The organism is Pseudomonas sp. MIACH (assembly GCF_001269925.1).
Classification (GTDB): Bacteria; Pseudomonadota; Gammaproteobacteria; order Pseudomonadales; family Pseudomonadaceae; genus Aquipseudomonas.
The window spans coordinates 1-23,202 of record NZ_LHVO01000002.1 but is presented as its reverse complement, the minus strand read 5'-3'; the positions used below and the strand labels follow the sequence as shown (position 1 = coordinate 23,202).

Annotated in this window: 22 protein-coding genes; 2 read left to right on the top strand and 20 right to left on the bottom strand. The window is 60.1% G+C overall.

The window, feature by feature from the left end; all coding sequences use genetic code 11:
• Nucleotides 1–59: 59 nt before the first annotated feature.
• The 20 genes from AD670_RS00130 to AD670_RS00040 form a co-directional block, all read right to left on the bottom strand.
• Nucleotides 60–671, bottom strand: a complete 612-nt coding sequence (locus tag AD670_RS00130) for an ABC-type transport auxiliary lipoprotein family protein (protein ID WP_053127273.1) — start codon at nucleotides 669–671, stop codon at nucleotides 60–62.
• A complete protein-coding gene (locus AD670_RS00125) occupies nucleotides 668–1,606 on the bottom strand; it encodes an MlaD family protein (protein ID WP_053127271.1) in 939 nt (312 codons plus the stop codon). Before AD670_RS00125 ends, AD670_RS00130 begins: the two co-directional genes overlap by 4 nt.
• A 1-nt stretch (nucleotide 1,607) precedes the next feature.
• Nucleotides 1,608–2,411, bottom strand: a complete 804-nt coding sequence (locus AD670_RS00120; RefSeq protein WP_053127270.1) for an ABC transporter ATP-binding protein — start codon at nucleotides 2,409–2,411, stop codon at nucleotides 1,608–1,610.
• On the bottom strand, nucleotides 2,408–3,556 hold the full coding sequence (locus AD670_RS00115; RefSeq protein WP_053127268.1) for an ABC transporter permease: 1,149 nt from the start codon (nucleotides 3,554–3,556) through the stop codon (nucleotides 2,408–2,410). The genes AD670_RS00120 and AD670_RS00115 overlap by 4 nt, the downstream gene beginning before the upstream one ends.
• A 54-nt stretch (nucleotides 3,557–3,610) precedes the next feature.
• A complete protein-coding gene (locus tag AD670_RS00110; protein WP_053127266.1) occupies nucleotides 3,611–4,642 on the bottom strand; it encodes a DUF5924 family protein in 1,032 nt (343 codons plus the stop codon).
• Nucleotides 4,643–4,714: 72 nt separating this feature from the next.
• Nucleotides 4,715–6,097, bottom strand: coding sequence for a pitrilysin family protein (locus tag AD670_RS00105; protein ID WP_053127264.1), 1,383 nt, complete (start codon nucleotides 6,095–6,097; stop codon nucleotides 4,715–4,717).
• A gap of 57 nt (nucleotides 6,098–6,154) precedes the next feature.
• Entirely contained in the window at nucleotides 6,155–7,813 is a 1,659-nt protein-coding gene (locus AD670_RS00100) for a Na/Pi cotransporter family protein (protein ID WP_053127262.1), read from the bottom strand.
• 214 nt (nucleotides 7,814–8,027) lie between these two features.
• Nucleotides 8,028–8,795, bottom strand: a complete 768-nt coding sequence (locus AD670_RS00095; RefSeq protein WP_053127260.1) for a TerC family protein — start codon at nucleotides 8,793–8,795, stop codon at nucleotides 8,028–8,030.
• Between the two features lie 68 nt (nucleotides 8,796–8,863).
• Entirely contained in the window at nucleotides 8,864–10,171 is a 1,308-nt protein-coding gene (locus tag AD670_RS00090; protein ID WP_053127258.1) for a CitMHS family transporter, read from the bottom strand.
• A gap of 308 nt (nucleotides 10,172–10,479) precedes the next feature.
• Nucleotides 10,480–12,441 carry a DUF4105 domain-containing protein gene (locus tag AD670_RS00085; protein WP_053127256.1) on the bottom strand — a complete coding sequence of 654 codons (1,962 nt, stop codon included), beginning with the start codon at nucleotides 12,439–12,441 and terminating at the stop codon, nucleotides 10,480–10,482.
• Complete coding sequence (locus AD670_RS00080) at nucleotides 12,438–12,758, bottom strand: DUF2388 domain-containing protein (RefSeq protein WP_027608008.1); 321 nt, start codon at nucleotides 12,756–12,758, stop codon at nucleotides 12,438–12,440. Before AD670_RS00080 ends, AD670_RS00085 begins: the two co-directional genes overlap by 4 nt.
• Before the next feature lie 26 nt (nucleotides 12,759–12,784).
• Nucleotides 12,785–13,093, bottom strand: coding sequence for a DUF2388 domain-containing protein (locus AD670_RS00075; protein WP_053127254.1), 309 nt, complete (start codon nucleotides 13,091–13,093; stop codon nucleotides 12,785–12,787).
• Between the two features lie 106 nt (nucleotides 13,094–13,199).
• Nucleotides 13,200–13,520 (bottom strand): DUF2388 domain-containing protein, encoded by a 321-nt coding sequence (locus tag AD670_RS00070; protein WP_053127252.1) that lies wholly within the window; start codon nucleotides 13,518–13,520, stop codon nucleotides 13,200–13,202.
• Nucleotides 13,521–13,656: 136 nt separating this feature from the next.
• The gene (locus AD670_RS30395) at nucleotides 13,657–13,842 is read right to left on the bottom strand and encodes a DUF1127 domain-containing protein (RefSeq protein WP_082340878.1); all 186 of its coding nucleotides are present in this window, start codon (nucleotides 13,840–13,842) and stop codon (nucleotides 13,657–13,659) included.
• A 260-nt stretch (nucleotides 13,843–14,102) separates the two neighbouring features.
• Nucleotides 14,103–14,318 (bottom strand): DUF1127 domain-containing protein, encoded by a 216-nt coding sequence (locus AD670_RS00065; RefSeq protein ID WP_003187413.1) that lies wholly within the window; start codon nucleotides 14,316–14,318, stop codon nucleotides 14,103–14,105.
• A gap of 318 nt (nucleotides 14,319–14,636) precedes the next feature.
• Nucleotides 14,637–16,130 carry an acetyl-CoA hydrolase/transferase family protein gene (locus AD670_RS00060; protein ID WP_053127250.1) on the bottom strand — a complete coding sequence of 498 codons (1,494 nt, stop codon included), beginning with the start codon at nucleotides 16,128–16,130 and terminating at the stop codon, nucleotides 14,637–14,639.
• 180 nt (nucleotides 16,131–16,310) lie between these two features.
• Nucleotides 16,311–17,747 carry an NAD(P)(+) transhydrogenase (Re/Si-specific) subunit beta gene (locus tag AD670_RS00055; protein WP_053127247.1) on the bottom strand — a complete coding sequence of 479 codons (1,437 nt, stop codon included), beginning with the start codon at nucleotides 17,745–17,747 and terminating at the stop codon, nucleotides 16,311–16,313.
• Nucleotides 17,747–18,067 carry an NAD(P) transhydrogenase subunit alpha gene (locus AD670_RS00050; RefSeq protein WP_003187417.1) on the bottom strand — a complete coding sequence of 107 codons (321 nt, stop codon included), beginning with the start codon at nucleotides 18,065–18,067 and terminating at the stop codon, nucleotides 17,747–17,749. Before AD670_RS00050 ends, AD670_RS00055 begins: the two co-directional genes overlap by 1 nt.
• A gap of 15 nt (nucleotides 18,068–18,082) precedes the next feature.
• Nucleotides 18,083–19,204 carry a Re/Si-specific NAD(P)(+) transhydrogenase subunit alpha gene (locus AD670_RS00045; RefSeq protein ID WP_053127245.1) on the bottom strand — a complete coding sequence of 374 codons (1,122 nt, stop codon included), beginning with the start codon at nucleotides 19,202–19,204 and terminating at the stop codon, nucleotides 18,083–18,085.
• A 451-nt stretch (nucleotides 19,205–19,655) separates the two neighbouring features.
• Nucleotides 19,656–20,555, bottom strand: coding sequence for a LysR family transcriptional regulator (locus tag AD670_RS00040; RefSeq protein ID WP_053127243.1), 900 nt, complete (start codon nucleotides 20,553–20,555; stop codon nucleotides 19,656–19,658).
• A 158-nt stretch (nucleotides 20,556–20,713) separates the two neighbouring features.
• Between AD670_RS00040 and AD670_RS00035 the strand changes: the two genes are divergently transcribed.
• Both AD670_RS00035 and AD670_RS00030 read left to right on the top strand, forming a co-directional pair.
• Complete coding sequence (locus AD670_RS00035; RefSeq protein ID WP_053127241.1) at nucleotides 20,714–21,895, top strand: acyl-CoA dehydrogenase; 1,182 nt, start codon at nucleotides 20,714–20,716, stop codon at nucleotides 21,893–21,895.
• 12 nt (nucleotides 21,896–21,907) lie between these two features.
• Nucleotides 21,908–23,128, top strand: a complete 1,221-nt coding sequence (locus tag AD670_RS00030; protein WP_053127239.1) for a CaiB/BaiF CoA-transferase family protein — start codon at nucleotides 21,908–21,910, stop codon at nucleotides 23,126–23,128.
• Nucleotides 23,129–23,202 lie beyond the last annotated feature (74 nt).

Here is a 23,202-nt window from a genome sequence, read left to right as displayed (position 1 = left end):
CCACATTTGAATGTGTTACAGGTCAACATGTGGGAGGGGGCTTGCCCGCGATGAGGCCTTCAGCGTTTCACCGCACCATTGCCCTGCTGAACAACCCACTCCACCACCTGCCTGTTCAACTGATCCCCCGCCAACCCAAACCCGGCCACCACCGCCGGCACTTTGGTGTCAGTCACCGCCTGGTGCACTTCAAACCGCCGGCTGGCAATAATCCGCTGGTCACTCCCACGCACCAGGCGTGCGTCGAGGCGGATCACCACCTCCACCGCACTGCCCCGGTACTCACTCTGAAACGCCTGCAACTGCCCGCCCAGCTCATAGTCGGCCTGCAGGTTGCTCTCGTCAGTGCTCAACAATGTCACGCGCCCATCGCGCTGGAACCCGTCCATCAGGCGATTACGCAACAGCACGGGCGCCGGGTCGCTCCAGCGTGACTTCGCATAGCTGCTGATCAAATCGCCATTGGGCACCACGGCGATGCGCGGGCTGTCGAGGAACTCACTGGTCTGCGGCTTGGCCAGGCGCAGCGACCAACTGACCGGCGCTCCCTGGTTGGCGGCCTGGGCCGAGGGCAGTCGGTAGACATCCGACGGATCCGCCTTGGGCAGGATCGAGCAGGCGCTGATCAGCGCCAAGGCCACAGGGGCGATCATTTGGTAAGCACGCTTCATGGCGTGAACTCCTTGTTCTTGTCGCTGCCCAGCAGGTAACCGCTGGGGTTGGCTTCCAGGCGGCGGGAGATGGCGCGCAGCGAGCCGAGGGTTTCGCGCAGTTCACGCACGGCCGGCGCCAGTTCGTTGAGGCCCTGCATGCCACTGTTCACCGAGTCCTTGTTGTTGGTCAGCAAGGTGTTGAGGGTGGCGGTGCTTTGCTCAAGGGATTTCATCGCCTGTTCGGCGCTGCCAAAGGCCTGTTTGCCTTGATCATTGAGCAAGCCGTTGGCATTGCGCATCAACACCGTGGTCTGCTCCAGGGCGGCGCTGGCCTGTTTGCTCACCTGCATCAGTTGCTGCATCACTACCTTGATGTCGCCGCGCTGATCGGCAATTGCACCGGTGGTTTGCTGCAGGTTGTCCAGGGTTTTACTGATGCGGTCGACGTTTTGTGCAGAGAACATGTTGTTGGCGTTGTGCAGCAGCAGGTTGATGCTGGTCATCAGGTCGTTGCTGTTATTAAGCAGTCGCGCGATCGGTGAGGGTGAGGCGATGATCTCCGGCAGGTTACCGTCCTTGCCCTTGAGCTCCGGGCTTTGCGGGGTGCCGCCGCTGAGTTGGATGATCGACGTGCCGGTGATGCCCGTCAGCGCTAGTTTGGCCTGGGTGTCTTCCTTGATCGGCGTCTGGCCGGCCAGGCGGATGCGCGCGAGTACGCGGCGCGGATCCTTGGGGTCCAGCCGCAGGCTGATGACATCGCCGACCTTGATCCCGCTGTACTGCACGGAGCTGCCCTGGGACAGGCCGCTGACCGCCTCGTTGAAGATCACTTCGTAATCCTGGAAGGCGCTGTCGACGCTGGATTTGGCCAGCCACAGGCCAAACAGCATCGCGCCGACCACCACGATTACGCTGAACAGACCGATCATCACATGATGGGCTCGGGTTTCCATGTCATACCTCGTTGAGCGGTTGAGCGGCATCCAATGCCGCGCGGCCTCGGGGGCCGTGGAAATATTCGTGAATCCAGGCGTCGTTGGTTTCCGAGACGATATCGATGGCGTCCGCCACCAGCACTTTCTTCTGCGCCAGCACCGCCACACGGTCGGTGATGGTGTAGAGCGTGTCCAGATCATGGGTGACCAGGAACACGCTCAGGCCCAGCGCGTCACGCAGGGTCAGGATCAGTTGATCGAATTGCGCCGCACCAATCGGGTCGAGGCCGGCGGTGGGTTCGTCGAGGAACAGGATGTCCGGGTCCAGCGCCAACGCCCGCGCCAGGGCGGCACGCTTGATCATGCCGCCGGACAGCGACGCAGGGTATTTATCGGCCGCCGACAGCGGCAGCCCGGCCAAGGCCAGTTTGACCGCAGCCAGGTGCTCGGCATCACGGCGGCTGAGCCCGGCATGTTCGATCAGCGGCAGCGCGACGTTCTCGGTCACCGTCAGCGAGGAGAACAATGCGCCCTTCTGGAACAGCACGCCAAAGCGCCGCTCCAGCAGGGACCGCTCATGTTCCGGCAGGCTCGGCAGGTTTTTGCCGAACACCCGCACTTCGCCGTCGCTGGGCCTGCGCAGACCGACGATGCTGCGCAACAGCACCGATTTACCGCTGCCGGAACCGCCGACCACCGCAAGGATCTCGCCCTTGTACAAATCCAGGTCGAGATTCTCGTGCACGCTCTGGCTGCCAAAGCGATTACACAGGCCACGCACTTCAATCACCGCCTCGGTGGGCGCACGGTGTAGACGACTCACCAGCCCATCTCCATGAAGAACAACGCGGCAACTGCGTCCAGCACGATCACCACAAAGATCGATTGCACCACGCTGGAGGTGGTATGGGCGCCGACCGATTCAGCGCTGCCGCTGACCTTGAAGCCTTCCAGGCAGCCGATGGCGGCGATCAGGAAGGCAAAGATCGGCGCTTTCACCAGGCCCACCAGGAAATGCTGCACGCCAATGTCCGATTGCAGCAGGGAAAGAAACATCGCCGGCGAGATATCCAAGGCCACGGCGCATACCACGCCGCCGCCGACGATCCCCGAGAGCATCGCCAGGAAGGTCAGCATCGGCAGCGCCACCAGCAGTGCCAGCACGCGCGGCAAGACCAGCAACTCCATCGGGTCCAGGCCCAGCGTGCGGATCGCGTCGATTTCTTCGTTGGCCTTCATAGAGCCGATTTGCGCAGTAAAGGCGCTGGCGGTGCGGCCGGCAATCAGAATGGCGGTGAGCAATACGCCGAATTCCCGCAGGAAAGAGAACGCCACCAGGTCGACGGTGAAAATCGTCGCGCCGAAACTCTTGAGTACGGTGGCGCCGAGGAAGGCCACCACAGCACCGACCAGAAAGGTCAGCAACGCGACGATGGGTGCGGCGTCGAGGCCGACCTGTTCAAGGTGAGCGACCATCGGCGTCAGGCGCCAGCGCTTGGGCCGGAAAATGCCCCGGGCGAAGGTTTCGAGGATCAGGCCGATAAAGCCCAGCAGTTGCTTGCTGTCTTGCCAGACCTTGTCCACGGCCCCGCCGATGCGTGCCAGCACCTGAATGCCGGTGGCTTCTTCCGGGGCTTTGTCCGGCACGCAAAAATCGTTGAGGGAGCGGTAGACGGTCTTGAGCAGTGCGCGGTCGGCGGCGGACAGGCTGCAGTCGGTCTGCTCGGCGGATTGCTCGATACGGGTGGGCCCCAGCAGCTCAACCAGCAGAGAGGCACCGGCGGTATCCAGGGCACCGAGGCCATTGAGGTCGATGCGCGCGCCAGCGTCGTATTGGCCGTCGAGCTTGTCCGACAGCTTCTTCAGGTTTGCGTAGTGGGCAAGCGTCCAGTCCCCCGTAATCCGCAGTAACGGGGGAGCGGTGGACGTATCGAGGTGGGCTGCGCCGGCCGTAGTACTACTGGTCATAAGCTCCGAGCTTGTCTGGCTATCCACAATTCCTACGTAATAGCACGATCCTGCCTACTTTGGGTTGTCGGTTTGTGCTGTGTCCGTCACTTTAAAACGCAGCACGCCGATCACCTGGCCGTCCTCCGTCAACACTTGGACTTGCCAGCGCCCTACCGCTTCGGGCGGGAAGTTCTGCTTGTGGGTCCAGGCGCGGTAGCCCTCCTTGCGTCCGCCGTGGATGTCCAGGGCGATGCGGTCGACCTCTTTGCCGTTGAATTTCCACACATGGTAGATGCGTTCATCCAGGCCGCGCGGGGCGTTGATCGCGGTGTAGGCGTAGAGCCCAGTGCTGCGCAGCTGGCTGGCGTTGACTTCCTTGAGGTCGTCGCCGGGCGTGCGGTCTTGCAACTGGGTACTGATCGCTACTTCTGTCATCCACAACGTGGCCGGCGGCACCCAACTGCGCAGGAACCAGCCCGCGCAGCCGATGGCGGCGGTAACCCCGAGCAGCATCGCCCAGCCTTTGAGGCTGCGCAGCGGCAGACTCACGGCCAGGCTTGGAATCGACAAGGCCATGGCCACGCCGAGGGCGAGTTTGTAACTTTCGGCGGTGGTCAGGTGCAGGATGATCGGCAGCGCAGTGAGCAGCGCCGCGAACAAGGTCAGGGTGTGCAGTGCGAGAAACAGCGAACGTTTCGGTGCCAGCCATTTGTAATACAGCGGGTCGACGATCGACACCAGCGCGGCCGCGCCGAGCAGGCCGGTGAACACCGATTGGCCGCTGTTCCAGGCCGTGGTGATGAAAAAGAACGGCAGCACGAAGAACAGACTTTCCTGGTGGATCATCTGGGTCGCGTAGCGCAGCAGGGGTTCGGGTATTTCGCGCTTGAAGACTTTGGTAAACAGCTGGGTAAAGCTGTTTTCCAACATCAACCACAGCCAGCTCACCAGCATGATCACCGCGATCCAACTGGCCATGCCCTGCTGGCGATCTACCAGGATGAAGCTGCAGACACCCGAGATAAAACCACCGAGTGCAATCACCCCTGGGTAGCGCTTCATCAGTTCAAGGATGCGGGTGATAAAGCGGGTCAGGTTTTGCATTCGGCGGTTCGCAGTATTTGTAGGAAAAAATCCCAGACAGAATAGCGTCTTAGCCCAGGGTTCGGTGTCTCATTACGCGATCCGTTTGCGATAACGGCGCACGCCGATCAACGCAATGGCAATCAGCCCGAGGACGCCGGCGCCGATCCAGTTGAGCATGTCGTAGCTCAGCAGTGGTTTCTCGATGCGCCAGTAACCCGGTTGCTTGAGCAACTCGCGCATCGCCTGGCTGGTCTGTTCCAGGTTAACGGCCTTGATGCGTTTGACCGGGTCGCTGAAGTGGCCGTTGTCGTAATCGCCCGAGGCGCTCCAGTAGTAGTCGGCCAGCGCGCTGTTGCCCTGCACGGCCCAGGCCTGGCGGGCGATGGCGGCTTGTTTCAGGCGGGCAAATACCGCGGGGTCAAGGCCGTCCTTGAGCAGTTGCGCCTTGAGGTCTTGCAGCACCTGCTCGGCCTCGGGGAGGTTTTCCCGCTCAAGGTCGGCATTCAGGCTGAGGAAGCCAACGCCACCGAGCACTTCGCGCTCGCTCCAGGGGCCGTAGGACAAACCATGCTTGAGGCGCAGTTGGCGGTACAGCGCCCAGTCCAGGTAATCCTTGAGCAGGTCGTAGGTTTCATCATGCTGGTCGTCCAGCACCGGCTCGGGGAACAGCCAGTGCAGTTTGGCACTGTCCCCCACCCAGCCGTGGATCAGGTCGCGATGGCTGGCGGCGGCGTGCTGGATTTGCGGCAGCGCCGGGTGCTCGCTGGGTTCGATCGGGTCGAGTTGGCCGTAGGTGCGTTCCAGGTAGGCGGGCAGCAGTTTGTCGAGGTCACCGACGACGATCAGGGTCATGTTGTTGGGCGCGTACCAATGTTTGCGCAGCGTCTGCAGTTGATCGCGGGTCAGGTGATCGACCTCGGCGCGTTCGGCGCATTTGAGTCCCAGCTCCACCGCCAACTGATTGCTGGCGGTGTGGCCCAGGTCCTGACGGTCGAGCAGGCGTTGCAGGTGGGAGTAATGACCGCCGTCTTCGCGCTCGACCACCTGCTTGGCCGCATTGATATTGGCGTCGGTCAACTCGGTGCGAGTGATGATCGCCAGCAGCAGGTCCAGTACTTTGCGCTGGTTTTGCGCGGGTGCCTCGATCACAAAGGTGGTGTCGGCGTTGCTGGTGTAGGCGTTCCACTCGCCGCCCAGGGCTTGCATGCGGTCTTCCAATTCGCCTTCGCCGCCGCCGTCGAGGCCGCTGAACAGCAAGTGTTCGAGCAGGTGCGGCAGTTCCTTGTCTTCGCAACTGAAGTCGTCCAGGCCGACGCCGACCACCAGGCGAATCGCCACATGGCCGCGCTCGGTGCCCGGTTTGAGCAGCAATTGCAGGCCGTTGGGCAAGGTGTAGCCCTCGACTTGCAGGCGGTCAAAGGCAAAGACGTGGGCAGAGCCCATGAGCAGGCAAGCGAACAACAGGCGACGCATAACAAGCTTCCTGGCGAGTGAGGTCAGCTTTAACTGACTTCACGGGCCATCGTACGTTCAGGGCGAATGTGTGATGTCGGCAATATCTTCGGCGGAGAGTGCGCCGGTGTCGGACGTTTCCAAGACTACATAAGCACTGCTGCAAAACAACGAGTTCAGGCGTTTCATGTCGGCAATCAGCTCCAGGTGCAGCGAGCTGGTCTCCAGGCTCTGTACGATCTTGCGTTGCAGGCGGCTGACGTGAGCGTGGGCCAGGCGGCGCTCCTGGGCGCGGAAGCGGCGCTTTTCGCGCAGCAACTGGCGGGCGCTTTCGGGGTCGGCACTGAGGAATACCGACAGGCCCAGGCGTAGATTGGCAATCAACTGGCCGTGCAGTCCGGTGAGTTCCTCCAGGCCTACTTCGGAGAACTGGCGACGCTGCGAGGTTTTTTGCTGCTGGACTTTGCGCAACATGCGTTCGATCAGGTCCCCGGCCAGTTTCAGGTTGATCGATAGCTCGATGATTTCCGCCCAGCGGCGGCTGTCCTGTTCACTGAGGTCTTCCCGGGGCATCTGCGCCAGATAGAGTTTGATTGCGCTGTAGAGGGCTTCGACGTCATCGCTGAGGCTGCGTATTTCCTGGGTGATAGCGGTTTGTTTACCGCGCAGTACTTCCTGCATGGCGGTGAGCATGTTGTCGATCAGATCACCCAGGCGCAGGGTTTCCCGTGCAGCGTTGGCCAGCGCCAGGCTCGGTGTGGTCAGGGCTGTGGGATCCAGGTGGCGCGGTTTGGCCTTGCCGTTGACCTCGTCCCGCTCCGGCAGTAACCAGGCGCACAGCTTGGCCATCGGCCCGATGGTGGGCAGCAGGATCAGGCAGCGGCTGACGTTGTAGAGCAGGTGGAAGGTGATGACCATGCCTTGGGCGCTGTAGTCCAGGCCGTCCATCCACAGCACAAGCGGGTCGAGCAGCGGGATAATCAGCAGCAGGCCGATCAGTTTGTACAGCAAGCTGCCCAATGCGACCTGGCGACCGGCGGCGTTCTGCATGCTGGTGCTTAGGAAGGCCAGCACGCCGCTGCCGATGTTGGCGCCGATCACCAGGCCGATGGCCACGTGCAAGCCGATCACTCCGGCGCCGGCCAGGGTGGCGGTCAGTAGGACGGCGGCGAGGCTGGAGTAGGAAATCATCGCGAACAACGCGCCGACCAGGGCATCGAGCAAAATATCGCCGGTCAGCGAGGCGAACAGCACCTTTACGCCCTGGGCATGGGTAATCGGCCCAGCGGCTTCGACGATCAATTGCAGCGCGAGAATGATCAGCCCGAGGCCGATCCCGACCCGACCCAGCTGCCCTGCCCGCGTCTGTTTGCGCGACAGGAAGAAGATCACCCCGAGAAAGATCAGCAGCGGCGACAGCCAGGACAGGTCGAAGGTCAGCACCCGCGCCATCAGCGCGGTACCGACGTCGGCACCGAGCATGGTCGCCAGGGCGGGCACCAGGCCCATCAGGCCCTGGCCGACAAAGGAGGTCACCAGCATCGCCGTGGCGTTGCTGCTCTGCACCATGGCGGTCACCAGGATACCGGCGACAAATGCCAGCCAGCGCTTGGACATGTTCTGCCCGATGACTTGACGCAGGTTGGAGCCGTAGACCCGCAGGATGCCGGTACGGACGATGTGCGTGCCCCAGATAAGCAGGGTCACGGCGGAAAGCAGATTGAGCAAGGTCAGCATGCTCGGCCCCCCGTGTGGGTACGCTCCAACAGGAGCGAAGGAAAATTGCCGCGTGCCGTTCTACGTCTTGTAGTTAAGCTGTAGTTGGCGAATGGGATCGGCGCCAGCATCGCATAGCTAAAGTAGGGATTGAAACAAAACTGTCATGAAGTCGGCTTTTTGCGGATGAAAAAAAGGGGGCTTATAAAAGCCCCCTTTTTTGTCTGGCTCGGGTTTATTGACCCGGAATGTCTTTGCGCAGTTTCACCGGGTCCTGCTGTTTCTTCTTTTTCGCGATGGCGGTGCGCATCTTGATGTTGACCGCTTCCACCGCCAGCGAGAACGCCATGGCGAAGTAGACGTAGCCTTTTGGTACGTGCACGTCGAAGGCTTCGGCGATCAGCACGGTACCTACCACCAGCAGGAACGACAGCGCCAGCATCTTCAGCGACGGGTGCTTGTCGATGAAGTCGCTGATGGTGCCGGCAGCCAGCATCATCACCAATACGGCAACGATGATCGCGGCAACCATGACCGGCACATGGGAGACCATGCCGACAGCGGTGATCACCGAGTCCAGGGAGAACACGATGTCGATGATCGCGATCTGGATGATGGTGTAGATGAATTTGCCACCGGCGCCCTTGGGTTCGTCCTGGGTTTCGTCTTCGCCTTCCAGGGCGTGGTACATCTCCTGGGAGCTTTTCCACAGCAGGAACAGGCCACCGAAGAACAGGATCAGGTCGCGACCGGAAATGCCCTGGCCGAAGACCACGAACAGGTCGTCGGTCAGGCGCATGACCCAGGTGATCGACAGCAGCAACAGAATGCGCGTCACCATGGCCAGGGCAAGACCGAAGATCCGGGTGCGTGCCTGCATATGCTTGGGCATGCGGCTGACCAGGATCGAAATCATGATGATGTTATCGATGCCCAGGACGATCTCAAGGGCCGTCAGGGTGAAGAAGGCAATCCAGATTTCCGGATTGGTCAGCCATTCCATGTGTATTCCTTTGAGCAAGTGTTAAACCGCGCAAGCTGCAGCGCCGCGCGGTGAGTGAGTCGGTAGGATTATAGAGTGCTGAACAGCGGAAAAATCCCCATCAGCAATGCGGCGAACATTATGCACAGGCATACCAGCACTGCCCACTTCAAGGTGAAGCGCTGGTGATCGCCAAATTCGATACCGGCCAGCGCTACCAACAGGTAGGTCGACGGTACCAGCGGGCTGAGCAAGTGCACGGGTTGGCCAACGATGGAGGCGCGGGCCATTTCCACGGCGGTGATGCCGTAGTGGCTGGCGGCTTCGGCCAGTACGGGCAGTACGCCGTAGTAGAACGCATCGTTGGACATGAAGAAGGTGAACGGCATGCTCACCAGCGCGGTGATCACCGCCAGGTAAGGGCCCATGGCTTCCGGAATGACGGCCAGCAGGCTCTTGGACATGGCATCGACCATGCCGGTGCCCGAGAGGATGCCGGTGAAGATACCGGCGGCGAAGATCAACCCCACCACGGCCAATACGCTGCCGGCGTGAGCGGCGACGCGGTCTTTCTGCTGTTGCAGGCACGGGTAATTGACGATCATCGCGATACTGAACGCCACCATGAACAGCACCGGCAGCGGCAACAGGCCGGCGATCAGGGTGCACATCAGGGCGAGGGTCAGGGCGCCGTTGAACCAGATCAGCTTCGGACGGCGGGCATCCGGGTATTGCGACACGCTGATCTCGCTGTGGTCGATCTCGTCGACTTGCAGGTGCAGTTCACCCAGGCGCGCACGTTCGCGTTTGCCGTACATGTAGGCAATCACCAGGATCGCGACCACACCGGCGGCCATCGCCGGGATCATCGGTACGAAAATATCCGAAGGGTCCACGTGCAGCGCACTGGCGGCGCGGGCGGTCGGGCCACCCCAGGGGGTCATGTTCATCACGCCACCGGCGAGGATGATCAGGCCGGCCATGATCCGCGGGCTCATGCCGATACGCTGGTACAGCGGCAGCATGGCGGCCACGCAGATCATGTAGGTGGTGGCGCCGTCACCGTCAAGGGACACCACCAGGGCCAGCACGGCGGTGCCGACCGACACCTTCAGCGGGTCGCCCTTGACCATCTTGAGGATCTTGCGCACGGCCGGGTCGAACAGGCCGGAGTCGATCATCAGGGCAAAGTAGAGGATGGCGAACATCAGCATCACGCCGGTCGGCGCGAGCTTGGTGATGCCTTCGAGCATCATCGGGCCGATCTTCGGTGCGAAACCGCCGAACAGCGCGAACAGGATAGGCACGATGATCAGGGCGATCAGCGCGGACAGGCGCTTGGTCATGATCAGGAACATGAACGTGATGACCATGGCAAAGCCAAGGAAAGTCAGCATAGGAATACTCCAGGCGTAGCGCGGCTAGGGAATGGCGAACCGGGGTGGGGTCAGCGCAGAACGAAGGGCACGAGGCGTACGGGTGGAGTTGGGGCGAACAGGCGGGTACGGACGGACATCGGGGATCACCATTGTTGTTGTGTACAGCCGGTCTATTGCCGGCAGTTGGGGGCGATCCTAGACGCGTAAGCTTTCAGCCAGCTTTCGTTGGCAAAACAGTTGGTGGTGGGAAGATGCACGGTCTTCAGGTGTACACATTTCAAAATGTGGGTGGGAGCAAGCCCCCTCCCACATTGGAATGTGTTTCTTCAGGGCAGCTCAAGGCCGCCCGCTGCTTTGTGCAGTTTGCGCAGGTGTTCACCGACCTGCTTGAGGTTGGCTTCGCAGGCGGCGATTTCCGCGGCGCGGGACGGATCCAACAGCGCCCTCACCTCTTTATCCAGCTCGCCGGTCAGCGACTGCAACTGCTTCTGGCGCTCGGCGCTTTCCGATTCCAGGCGCTTGGCTTCCGAAGGTTGCGGCAGGCCATAGCCACCGCTGCCGAGCAGTTCCGCCGGGCGGCTGAGGAAGCCACTGTTGGCGAGGATCTGTTGCAGCGTGGCGTTGGCTTTCTCCATGCCGCCGTTCTTTAACTCGCGGGCACCGAGGTAGCGTTGTTTGACTTCGTCCTGGGCCAGCATCAGCTGTCTGCGAAAGCTCGCTTGCTCCAGCAGTAGCAGTGCGGCGCTGGTGCGCAGGTCGGCCTGGTCGAACCACTGGCGGCGCTGTTCGGCGCTGAGGGACAGCCAGTCTTCAACCTGGGTCTGTTTGATCGGCAGGTGTTTGCGCAGCACGTTGAACATGGCTTGGTAGCGTTCGCGGAAGGAGTCGAAGTGATAGCCCAGGCGTAGAGCCTCGCGCTTGTCGTTCAAGACACTGGTATCCGCCAAGCCACGGGCTTGCAGCACTTCCAGCAGGCCGTTGGGGGTGATGTTGTCCAGACCGGTCAACTGCGGGTTGGCGCTGCCACTGCGCAGCAGCTTCAGGCTTTCGACCGCACAGTTGTTGGAAATGAAGAAGTAGTTGCCGTCATAGCTCCAGTGCATTTCAGCGGCGTGCTCGACGGTGTCGTCGATCTCTTGGCGCGAGAGTTTCAAGGGCACGGACGCCAGGCCGCGCAGTTCGGTCTTGGTGTATTCGTCGATCACCTGGGCCAAAGGCAGCACGAACAGCCGTGACGGGTACTTGCCCACCAGGCCGTCCCAACTGGACAGCTGTACGTCGCCGACGAAGGCGCGATAGGACAGCACCAGGTGCTGGTCCAGGTCCAGCCGACAATCCGGGCCACGAGGGCGGCCCGGTGCGCAGATCACCAGGCGCAACATGCTGTGGCCCCAGCGGCTGACCAGATTCTGATTGGCTTCGGCCAGCAGATAGTCGATTTCGTAGACCCGTTCCGGGTCGATGTGGCCCAGCGGGGTCTTGGCGAAATCATTGCCAGCGTTGAGAAACGCGTAGGTCTTGGCGCAGGTATCTTGTTCGGGCGGCGCCCAGCCGAAGTGTTCCTTGTAATAGCGGAACAGCGCGGGGCGCCGGCAGGCGTAGCTTGGGTCGAGGAGAAAGTACTCCATATTGACCGCCACGAATTCCAGCGGGCTGGTGGTTTCGTAGATGTCCGGGCTGCGCACGACCTGGCGGTTGTGTTGCTCGCGTTCACCGCGACGACCGACATATTGCGGCCAGCCGGCCAGGTCCAGCAGGCGCGGGTCATCGCTGAGGGTGAAGCGCCGGTCGTTCTGGCCACGGCATTGATCGGGCAGGCCGATCAGGCCGGTGATGTTGTTCTGGCGGCTGCAACGCTGGATCAGCGCGCGTTCGTCTTTGGGCCACAGGCGGGCGCGGTCATAGATGTGGGTCAGTTCGTGCAGGACGGTGGCGAGCATTTCCCGGCGCACGGTGCCATGGGGGCGATTGGTTTTTTGCGTGGCGGCGCTGCCGTCGGTCAGGCTGTCGAGCAGGTTGCGGTTAAGGTCCAGCTCGGACACCAACGAAGCCTGGCCGTAGGCATTTTCGGGCATCTTGTCGGTCCAGCCGACATCAATGCGCCGGTCCAACTGTTCGACGAAGCGCGGTGGCAGTGAGCGCATGGCTTCATCGAGCAATGCCTGGCTGGCCTGCTGTTCGGCCGGGCTCAAGCCTTCTGTCTTGAGCCGCAGTTGCAGGCTGGCCTGGGCTGCGCTGGCACACAGCAGCACAGTCCCGGCCAGGAGCCAGGCGACGAGGCGCCTCACAGAGCGAGAATAGCTTCGGCGAGGGTCTGGTCACTGGCGTCGCGCGCTTCCGGCAAGCGAGTGCGCAGGGTGTCGAAGGCAGCTTCCAACTGTGCGCCACGGATCTCGCCGTTGGTGGCGACGAAACTGGCCGCGTCATCGTGGGCTTCGCGCACGACTTTGGAGTCGCGGATGGAGGTGGTGGTGTCCGAGGTGAAATCAATGGTGCGGCCAGAGGCGCGAACAATGATGTTACTGGTGGCCACCAGGGTATGCGCCTGGGCAACGTCGGCCAACAACAGCAGGCCAAGGGTGGCGGCGATCAGCGGGCTACGCATGGAATGACTCCGAAATACAAAGATGATTATTGGACGAGAATTGCTTGCGCCAGTTCAAGGTCGCTGGCGTTAAGTTTTGGTTGGGTGCGGCGCAGATAATCCAGCGCGGATTCCAGCCGTGCCCCCCGCCATTGGCCGTCAGTGGCGATAAATGCAGCGGCATCATCCTGGGCCGCTACGACTACTTTCCGGTCGAAGGGCGCGGAGGTCACCTTGCTGGTGGCGTACGCGCTCGCGACGGTGCTCTGGATGGTCAGGTCAAAGGCCGAAGCCAGTGGCGACCAACTGGCGCAAAACAACACAGGGACTATTAGCAGGCGGTATGAAAAAGCCATGGGACTCGACAACTGAAAGCGAGCGCCAAGGCTAGCGCAATGCCCGGGCGAGAGCCAGTGAAGAGGTATTCGGGAGCGGCCGGCGCTCCCTTCACTGTGCGTTCGATCAGATAGCCAGGATGGCCTGGGCCAGTTGTGCGTCAGTCGCGGTGTTCAGTTGCGGCGCTTGTTGGCGGATCTGGGCCAGGGCGCTTTCCAGTTTCACACCACGGATGGCGCCTTCACTGGCGACAAAGCTGGCGGCGTCGTCACGGGCGGCGCGCACGACTTTGTTATCTCGCAGGGACGAAGTGGCGTCGGAGGTGGCGTCGGAAGTAGCCTTCAATGCGCCGACGATGGAGTCGGTGGTCACGATGAAGCTGGTTGCGCTGGCATTTGTGGCCAGGGTCAGCAGTGCTGCAGCACTCAGCAGGCGAATACGGGACATGAGGTGACTCCTGTAGATGAACGAATAAGGTGGCGCAGGGCAGCCTTTGGGGATCAGACGCCTGTTCTACACGGTTCGCCACGTGGTGGCTGGATATTAAGCCGCTGTTTATCCGTTCGGAAAGCTTCTTGACTGCCTAGTCTCGCCAGAATGGCTTGGATAGCTCGGCCACACGGTCTCCCTGGCTGATACCAACATCGGAGAGTTCTCGAAGATCGAGCTGCGCCAGCTGGCGTCGCTCGTAGGCGTGACGTACCCATTTGGCCAGCGTGGAAACTGTCCGGCGTAACAGCCGTATACAGAGAGAGGGTTGGGTATCCATGGTGAGCGCCTTTGATGAGGTCCTGGAACACCATGGTGGGCGAGTTGCTTTGACCGTTACAGATACACCAATGCTTAATTGTACTGCTTAACTGTTATATTTTTTAAACTGTACCTGTCTGGATCAACGTCTTCTGTTTGGCCTGGAAAAAAGGCAACACCGGAAACAACAAAGCCCGCCTCCGGTCTCCCGGGGCGGGCTTTGTTTTGACAAATCAGTGCTGGCTGTGGACCCGGTGGGTCAGGGCCAGCGGGCGTCAATTAACGCCAGAACGGCTTGCTCAGCTCTTCGTAGCGTTGAGCTTCGCTGATACCAGCGTCAGCCAGCAGACGCGAATCCAGACGAGCCAGTTGATGGCGGCTGGAGATGCGGCGCTGCCACAACATCAGGTTGGCGAGAACGCGCAAAGGCAGGGAAGCCTGGGTGTTAACAGCTTTTTCTTCGAAGAACAGTTCGGAACTGAGTGTACGTTCCATGATGACATCCTTCCGCTTGTGGCGGGATTAGGTAGTGGTTTAACTGATGCCAATGATCCTCTTCCGGCGCAAGACTCTCTAGATACAGTTCACCTGTATTGTGAGGGGCCAGTTAACTGTTTAAAGGTGCTGTACTGTACGTAAATGGGGCAACTGTACCTGTCTGCACTTAAATGGTGCGAAATTGGCAATTTCTTCGATTGTGGTGGGGTATTTCTGTAGGAAATGACCGGTACAGCAGTACAGTTTTTTAAAGAAGTGTGCGGCGCGCCGTCGAGCTGATGAAACTGTGTTTGCATCAGCTCGAATCTGTATCAATCACGCCTTGAGCATATGCCCGGTTTCTTCCAGGTTAATGTGCCAACTCAGTGCTTCACGCAGGATGTGCGGCGTGTGGCCACCGATGGCACAGGCGGATACGAAGTAACTGTTCAACGCATCGCGGTACGCCGGATGCACACAGTTATCGATGATCACCCGGGCTCGCTCTCGTGGTGCCAGGCCGCGCAGATCGGCGAGGCCTACTTCGGTCACCAGAATGTCGACGTCGTGCTCGGTGTGATCCACATGGCTGACCATTGGCACCACGCTGGAAATCGCGCCGCCCTTGGCAATCGATTTGGTGACGAAGATCGCCAGGTGCGCGTTGCGCGCGAAGTCGCCGGAACCGCCAATGCCGTTCATCATCCGCGTGCCGCAGATGTGGGTGGAGTTGACGTTGCCGTAGATATCGAACTCCAGCGCGGTGTTGATGCCGATAATCCCCAGGCGCCGCACCACTTCAGGGTGATTGGAGATTTCCTGCGGGCGCAGCACCAGCTTGTCTTTGTAATGCTCCAGGTTGCCGAATACGTCGGCATTGCGCCGCTCCGACAAGGTGATCGAGCTGCCCGAGGCGAAGCTCAGTTTGCCGGCGTCGATCAGGTCGAATGTCGAGTCCTGCAACACCTCCGAGTACATGGTCAGGTCTTCGAATGGCGAGTCGATCAGGCCGCACATCACCGCGTTGGCAATGTTGCCGATCCCCGCCTGCAGCGGGCCGAGCTTGTTGGTCATGCGCCCGGCGTCCACTTCCTGCTTGAGGAAGTTGATCAGGTGGTTGGCGATGCCCTGAGTGTCGCTGTCCGGTGGCGTCACGGTGGAGGCAGAGTCTGCCTGGTTGGTGATCACGATGGCGACGATCTTCTCTGGCGGGATCGGGATCGCAGTACTGCCGATGCGGTCGTCGACTTTCACCAGAGGAATCGGCGTACGGGTCGGCCGGTAAGTCGGTATATAGATGTCGTGCAACCCTTCCAGATTCGGGTTGTGCGCCATGTTGATCTCGACGATCACTTGCTTGGCGAAAATCGCGAAGCTGGCGGAGTTACCCACGGACGTGGTGGGCACGATATGGCCTTGCTCGGTGATCGCGACGGCCTCGATGACGGCAATGTCCGGCAGCTTGAGCTGGTTGTTGCGCAGTTGCTCGACGGTTTCCGACAGGTGCTGATCGATAAACATCACTTCGCCGGCGTTGATTGCCTTGCGCAAGGTGCTATCGACCTGGAACGGCATACGCCGGGACAGCACGCCGGCTTCGGTCAGTTGCTTGTCCAGGTCGTTACCCAGGCTGGCACCGGTCATGAGGGTGATTTTCAGCGGGGATGTCTTGGCGCGCTCGGCCAGGGCGTGGGGGACGGCCTTGGCTTCACCGGCTCGGGTGAAGCCGCTCATGCCGACGGTCATGCCGTCCTCGATCAGTGCGGCGGCATCTGCCGCGCTCATGACCTTGTTCAACAACGAAGGCAAGCGGATACGATCACGGTACATGAATTGTTATCTCAGGCTACGGAAGCAAGGTGGGCAGTGTAGTGATTTCAAAAAATTTCGGCCCGCTACCATGGTCGAATGCCGAGTAGCGATTTAGAGCCTTTGGTCGGGTTTCATGGGGGTAATAAAAAACCCCAGCCTACTGGAGGCCAGGGTTTCGGGTATTGCGCTGGCGCAGTGTTACTCGACGGCCTTGACCATATCTTCAATGACCTTCTTGGCATCACCAAAGACCATCATGGTCTTGTCCAGATAGAACAGTTCGTTATCCAAGCCGGCATAACCACTGGCCATCGAGCGCTTGTTGACGATGATGGTCTTGGCCTTGAACGCTTCCAGGATCGGCATGCCGGCAATCGGCGAGTTGGGGTCGTTCTTCGCGGCCGGGTTGACCACGTCGTTCGCGCCCAGCACCAGCACCACGTCAGCCTGGCCGAATTCGGAGTTGATATCCTCCATCTCGAACACCTGGTCGTAGGGCACTTCGGCCTCGGCGAGTAGGACGTTCATATGCCCAGGCATACGGCCGGCCACCGGGTGGATCGCGTATTTCACGGTCACGCCACGGTGGGTCAGCTTCTCGGTCAGTTCCTTCAGCGCATGCTGTGCCCGTGCCACGGCCAGGCCATAGCCTGGAACGATGATGACCGTGTCGGCATTGGTCAGCAGGAAGGTCGCGTCGTCAGCCGAACCGGATTTCACTGGGCGCGCTTCTTTAGAGCCCGCTGCAGCACCGGCATCCGGCGCATTGCCGAAACCGCCGAGCAGCACATTAAAGAAGGAACGGTTCATCGCCTTGCACATGATGTACGACAGAATCGCACCGCTGGAGCCCACCAGAGAGCCGGCGATGATCAGCATCGAGTTGTTCAGCGAGAAGCCGATCCCCGCCGCTGCCCAGCCGGAATAGCTGTTGAGCATTGACACCACCACCGGCATGTCGGCGCCGCCAATCGGGATGATGATCAGCACACCGAGCACGAACGCCAGGGCCAGCATCAAGGCGAAGGCGCTGAGGTTGCCGGTGAACATGAACGCCAGGCCCAGACCCAGGGTCAGCAGGCCAAGCACCAGGTTCAATTTGTGCTGGCTGCCGAACTGTACCGGTGCGCCTTGGAACAGGCGGAACTTGTACTTGCCCGAGAGTTTGCCGAACGCGATCACCGAACCGGAGAAGGTAATCGCACCGATGGCCGCGCCGAGGAACAGTTCCAGACGATTACCCGCCGGGATCGCGTCGCCCAGGTGTTTGACGATGCCCAGTGACTGCGGCTCGACCACGGCGGCAATCGCAATAAACACTGCGGCCAGGCCGATCATGCTGTGCATGAAGGCGACCAGTTCCGGCATCTTGGTCATTTCTACGCGCTTGGCCATGATCGAGCCGGCGGTGCCGCCGACCAGCAGGCCGACGATCACATAGCCGATGCCGGCGGTGGCCAGCTCAGCGCCGAGCTTATAGATGAGGCCCACGGTGGTGAGGACCGCCAGCGCCATGCCGAGCATGCCGAACAGGTTGCCGCGACGCGACGTGGTGGGGTGTGACAGCCCTTTGAGGGCCTGGATAAAGCAGATCGACGCGATCAGGTAGAGCGTCGTCACGAGATTCATGCTCATTACTTCGGCGCCTCTTCTTTTACTTTCGGGGCTTTCTTCTTGAACATCTCAAGCATCCGGCGGGTTACCAGGAACCCACCGAACACGTTAACCGCCGCCAGGGCCACGGCCAGAGTGCCCATGGTCTTGCCCAGCGGAGTCACGGTCAGCGCGGCGGCGAGCATGGCGCCGACAATCACGATCGCCGAAATCGCGTTGGTCACCGCCATCAGTGGTGTGTGCAGCGCGGGTGTGACGTTCCAGACCACGTGGTAACCGACATAAATCGCCAGCACAAAGATGATCAGGTTGTAGATACCGGGGGAGATAAGCTCTTCCATCGTCTGAATCCCTGCTTAGGCGTTTTTGCGGATGACTTGGCCGTCGCGGCACATCAGGCACGCGGCGACGATGTCGTCTTCGAGGTTGATTTCAAACTGCCCTTCCTTGGTGAAGACCAGCTTCAGGAAGTCCAGCAGGTTGCGTGCATACAAGGCCGACGCATCGGCGGCGACCGCACCGGCCAGGTTGGTCGGGCCGCAGATGATCACGCCGTTTTCCACGACGACTTGGTCGGCGACAGTCAGTGGGCAGTTGCCGCCTTGGGCGGCAGCGAGGTCGATCACTACCGAGCCGGGCTTCATTTGCGCGACGGTTTCGGCGCTGAGCAAGGTCGGTGCTTTACGGCCGGGAATCAGGGCGGTAGTGATGACGATGTCGGCCTGCTTGGCGCGCTCATGCACGGCCAGGGCTTGGCGCTGCATCCAACTGGTGGGCATCGGGCGGGCATAGCCGCCGACGCCGACGGCGCATTCGCGTTCTTCGTCGGTTTCGTAAGGCACGTCGACGAACTTGGCGCCTAGGGATTCGATCTGCTCTTTTACGGCTGGGCGTACGTCGGACGCTTCGATCACGGCACCCAGGCGTTTCGCCGTGGCGATGGCTTGAAGGCCTGCAACACCGGCGCCGAGGATCAGCACGCGCGCGGCTTTCACAGTGCCTGCCGCGGTCATCAACATCGGCATGAAGCGCGGGTAGTGATGGGCGGCGAGCAGCACGGCTTTATAGCCGGCGATGTTGGCCTGGGACGACAGCACGTCGAGGCTCTGGGCTCGCGAGGTACGCGGCGCGGCTTCCAGTGCAAAGGCTGTGATGCCCTGCCCGGCTAACTTGGCAATGGTTTCGTTGCTGAACGGATTGAGCATGCCCACCAACACGGTGCCGCTTTTAATCAGCGCCAGTTCGCTGTCGTTGGGGGCCACCACCTTGAGAATCAGCTCGGCGCCAAACGCATCGCTGGCACTGCCAATGGTCGCGCCTGCCGTTTCATAGGCACTGTCTACGATGCTGGCGTTGAGGCCTGCGCCGCTTTGAACAGTGACCTTATGGCCCTGGCCGATCAGCTTCTTGATGGTTTCCGGGGTGGCAGGCACCCGCGTTTCACCGGTCTGGGTTTCGAGAGGAACACCAATGTGCACGTCAAATCTCCTGCATGATCTTTTTGCTTTTGATCTTTTTGTAAAAAGGCCAGTGCACCGTGAGTGGCGCAACTGGGGCGGCCGATCAGCACGATCCCGCTGAAATGACAGCGGGGCGCGGCATTTTGCAGGCGAACTTTACGGCCTTCAAGGGATTATGACGGGTGACGAAAAATTAACTACAAGTCACCCTGTGACTGATTGTCGCAATACGTCGTAATAACCTCTTTAAATACAGGTGCTTAAAGGGCTTCAGCTGATTCGTGTGTGTTTTGCCATCCTTGGTGTGAATAGTCGCGCATTGACCGTTGAGAGTCGCTGTAAGCCACGAAAATCATGGCTTTAAGCATTGATTCGACCGATAAGTACAGTCTGCTTAAATGCGACATATACGTATATCTGTAGGATATAGATTTAACTGACTACAAAGTCAGTATGTTGGGTTTTCCCTTTAAGTGCTGGGGCTGTAGCGCTGTGATTGGTCGATCAGCCAGTCCCTGAACGCTTGCAGCGATGCGGATTCGACTTTTCTGTCAGGAATCATCAGGTAATAAGCCTTTGAACTGGTCAGTGCTTCAGCGCTGGCGATTACTAGTCGATGCTCGTCCAGCTCTCGCTGGATAAGGAACGGCGGTATCAGTGCAATGCCCATGTCATGCATGGCGGCTTGGGACAACATCGAGAATAGCTCGTAGCGTGGGCCTGTCATGTCGCGGGGGACGTTCAGTTGTTGGGCGTTGAACCATTGGCGCCAGGCGTAAGGGCGGGTGGTCTGCTGCAGCAATGGCAGTTCTGCGATCTTCTGCGGAGTTAATCGCTTGAATTCGCCCAACAGCCGCGGGCTGCACACGGGGACAGGGTTTTCTCCCATGAGTTTGTGGGATTCGGTGCCGGACCAATCGGCGTCGCCGAAGTAGATTGCAGCGTCGAATTCGGTATCGGCAAACAGAAAGGGGCGTGTGCGGTTGGTCAGGTTTACCGTCACCTCCGGATGCTGTCGTTGAAAGTCCTTGAGGCGAGGGATCAACCATTGCGTACCGAAGGTGGGTACTACGGCCAGCTCAATGGTGTTGGCACCCTGCTGGCCCATCACTGACAGGGTGTCTCGCTCCACGGCATCCAGCTGGGCTGCGACCCTGCGGCTATAGGACAGCCCTGCTTCCGTCAGCTTTACCCCGCGCCGCGAGCGCCGAAACAGCTCGACACTTAAAAACTCCTCCAAACTGGCGATCTGTCGGCAAATGGCGCCTTGGGTAATGGAAAGCTCCTGTGCCGCCTTGGTAAAGCTCTCGTGGCGGGCAGCTGCTTCAAAACTGACAAGAGCGGTGGTGCTGGGGATTTTTCTGCGCATGTACCTTGTCCTCACATAAAGAGGCGCAACTTGGCCTTTTTTGGGGTTACGGAGTGAGAAATTAGCACAAGGCTATGCAGAAACCTCGTTTGCTCTCCCTGCCTGTCCGGCCTAGGCTCCATCCACGACTTCTGTTTTTTCTTTGCGAGGACTTATTCATGGCGGGCAAGGCAAGCTTCAACTGGATCGATCCACTGTTGCTGGATCAACAGCTCACCGAAGAAGAGCGCATGGTGCGCGACAGTGCTGAGCAATTCGCCCAGGACAAGCTGGCTCCGCGTGTACTTGAAGCCTTTCGCCATGAAAAGACTGACCCGGCGATTTTCCGCGAAATGGGTGAGACCGGATTGCTGGGTGCGATGATCCCTGAGCAGTACGGAGGCAGTGGCTTGAGCTACGTCAGCTACGGCTTGATTGCGCGTGAAGTTGAGCGCGTTGATTCCGGCTATCGCTCGATGATGAGTGTGCAGTCGTCACTGGTGATGGTGCCTATCAACGAGTTTGGCACCGAAGCGCAAAAACAGAAGTATTTGCCGAAATTGGCCTCGGGCGAATGGATTGGCTGTTTTGGTCTGACCGAGCCTGACCACGGTTCCGATCCTGGCGCGATGATTACCCGTGCGCGCAAGGTGGATGGCGGCTACAGCCTGACGGGCGCAAAGATGTGGATCACCAATAGCCCGATTGCGGACGTGTTTGTGGTGTGGGGCAAGGATGACGCTGGCGATATTCGTGGATTTGTCCTGGAGAAAGGCTGGAAAGGTCTGAGTGCGCCGGCGATTCACGGCAAGGTCGGCCTGCGCGCCTCCATCACGGGTGAGATTGTGATGGATAACGTGTTCGTGCCGGAGGAAAACATCTTCCCGGATGTGCGTGGCTTGAAGGGGCCTTTCACCTGCTTGAACTCGGCGCGCTATGGCATCTCCTGGGGGGCTTTGGGGGCTGCCGAGTTCTGTTGGCACACCGCACGCCAGTACACACTGGATCGCCAGCAGTTTGGCCGTCCATTGGCGGCAACTCAATTGATCCAGAAGAAGCTGGCCGATATGCAGACCGAGATCACGCTGGCGCTGCAAGGTTGCCTGCGTCTGGGGCGTATGAAGGATGAAGGAACCGCTGCGGTAGAAATCACATCGATCATGAAGCGCAACTCGTGTGGCAAGTCTTTGGACATTGCGCGTATGGCGCGGGACATGCTGGGTGGCAACGGTATCTCCGATGAGTTCGGGGTGGCGCGTCATTTAGTGAACCTGGAGGTGGTTAATACCTATGAAGGTACCCATGACGTGCACGCCTTGATTCTGGGGCGCGCGCAAACCGGTCTTCAAGCGTTCTATTAATAGGAGGACGGCATGGGCGCGCTTTCGCATCTGCGGGTACTGGATTTGTCACGAGTGTTGGCGGGCCCTTGGTCCGGGCAGATCCTTGCGGACCTTGGGGCTGAGGTGATCAAGGTCGAGCGACCTGGTAGCGGTGACGATACGCGCGCCTGGGGACCGCCCTTCCTTAAGGATGTTTATGACGAGAACACCAGTGAGGCGGCGTATTACCTGTCGGCTAATCGCAACAAAGAGTCGGTGACTATCGACTTCACGCGACCGGAGGGGCAGCAACTGGTGCGCGATCTGGCGGCCAAGTCCGACATCCTGATCGAGAACTTCAAGGTGGGTGGTCTGGCGGCGTATGGGCTGGACTACGACTCGCTCAAGAAAGTGAATCCGGAGTTGATCTATTGCTCGATCACCGGCTTTGGTCAGACGGGGCCTTATGCCGCGCGCGCGGGGTATGACTTCATGATCCAGGGGTTGGGCGGGCTGATGAGTCTTACCGGCCGGCCAGAGGGTGACAATGGGGCCGGGCCGGTGAAGGTGGGGGTGGCGTTGACTGACATTCTCACTGGGCTCTACTCGACGGTGGCGATCCTTGCTGCGCTGGCGCATCGGGATCATGACGGTGGTGGGCAGCATATCGATATGGCGTTGCTTGATGTGCAGGTGGCCTGCCTGGCTAACCAGGCGATGAACTACTTGACGACGGGAGCGGCGCCAAAACGACTGGGTAATGCTCATCCGAATATCGTGCCTTATCAGGATTTCCCTACAGCCGATGGCGATTTCATCCTGACGGTGGGTAATGACGGGCAATTTCGTAAGTTCGCCGAAGTGGCTGGACAGCCGCAATGGGCGGATGACCCGCGGTTCTCTACTAATAAGGTGCGGGTAGCCAACCGCGCTGAGCTGATTCCATTGATTCGCCAGGCTACAGTCTTCAAGACGACGGCTGAGTGGGTGTCGCAGTTGGAGCGGGTTGGTGTGCCTTGTGGGCCGATAAATGACCTGGCGCAGGTATTTGCCGATCCTCAGGTGAAGGCGCGGGGGTTGGCGATACAGCTGCCGCATGCGCTGGCGGGGATGGTGCCGCTGGTTGCCAGTCCGATTCGATTATCCAAGACGCCTGTGGAGTACCGTACTGCCCCTCCTTTGTTGGGGCAGCATACGGCCCAGGTGCTGCAGAGCGTGTTGGGTCTTGCCCCCGCGAATGTGGATGCGTTGAGGGCAGCGGGAGTTATCTAAGTGTTTTCTTCTATATAGAAGGGGATTTATTGGTGGTTTTTTAATCAGTTTCAATCGGTTGATAGCAAAATCAA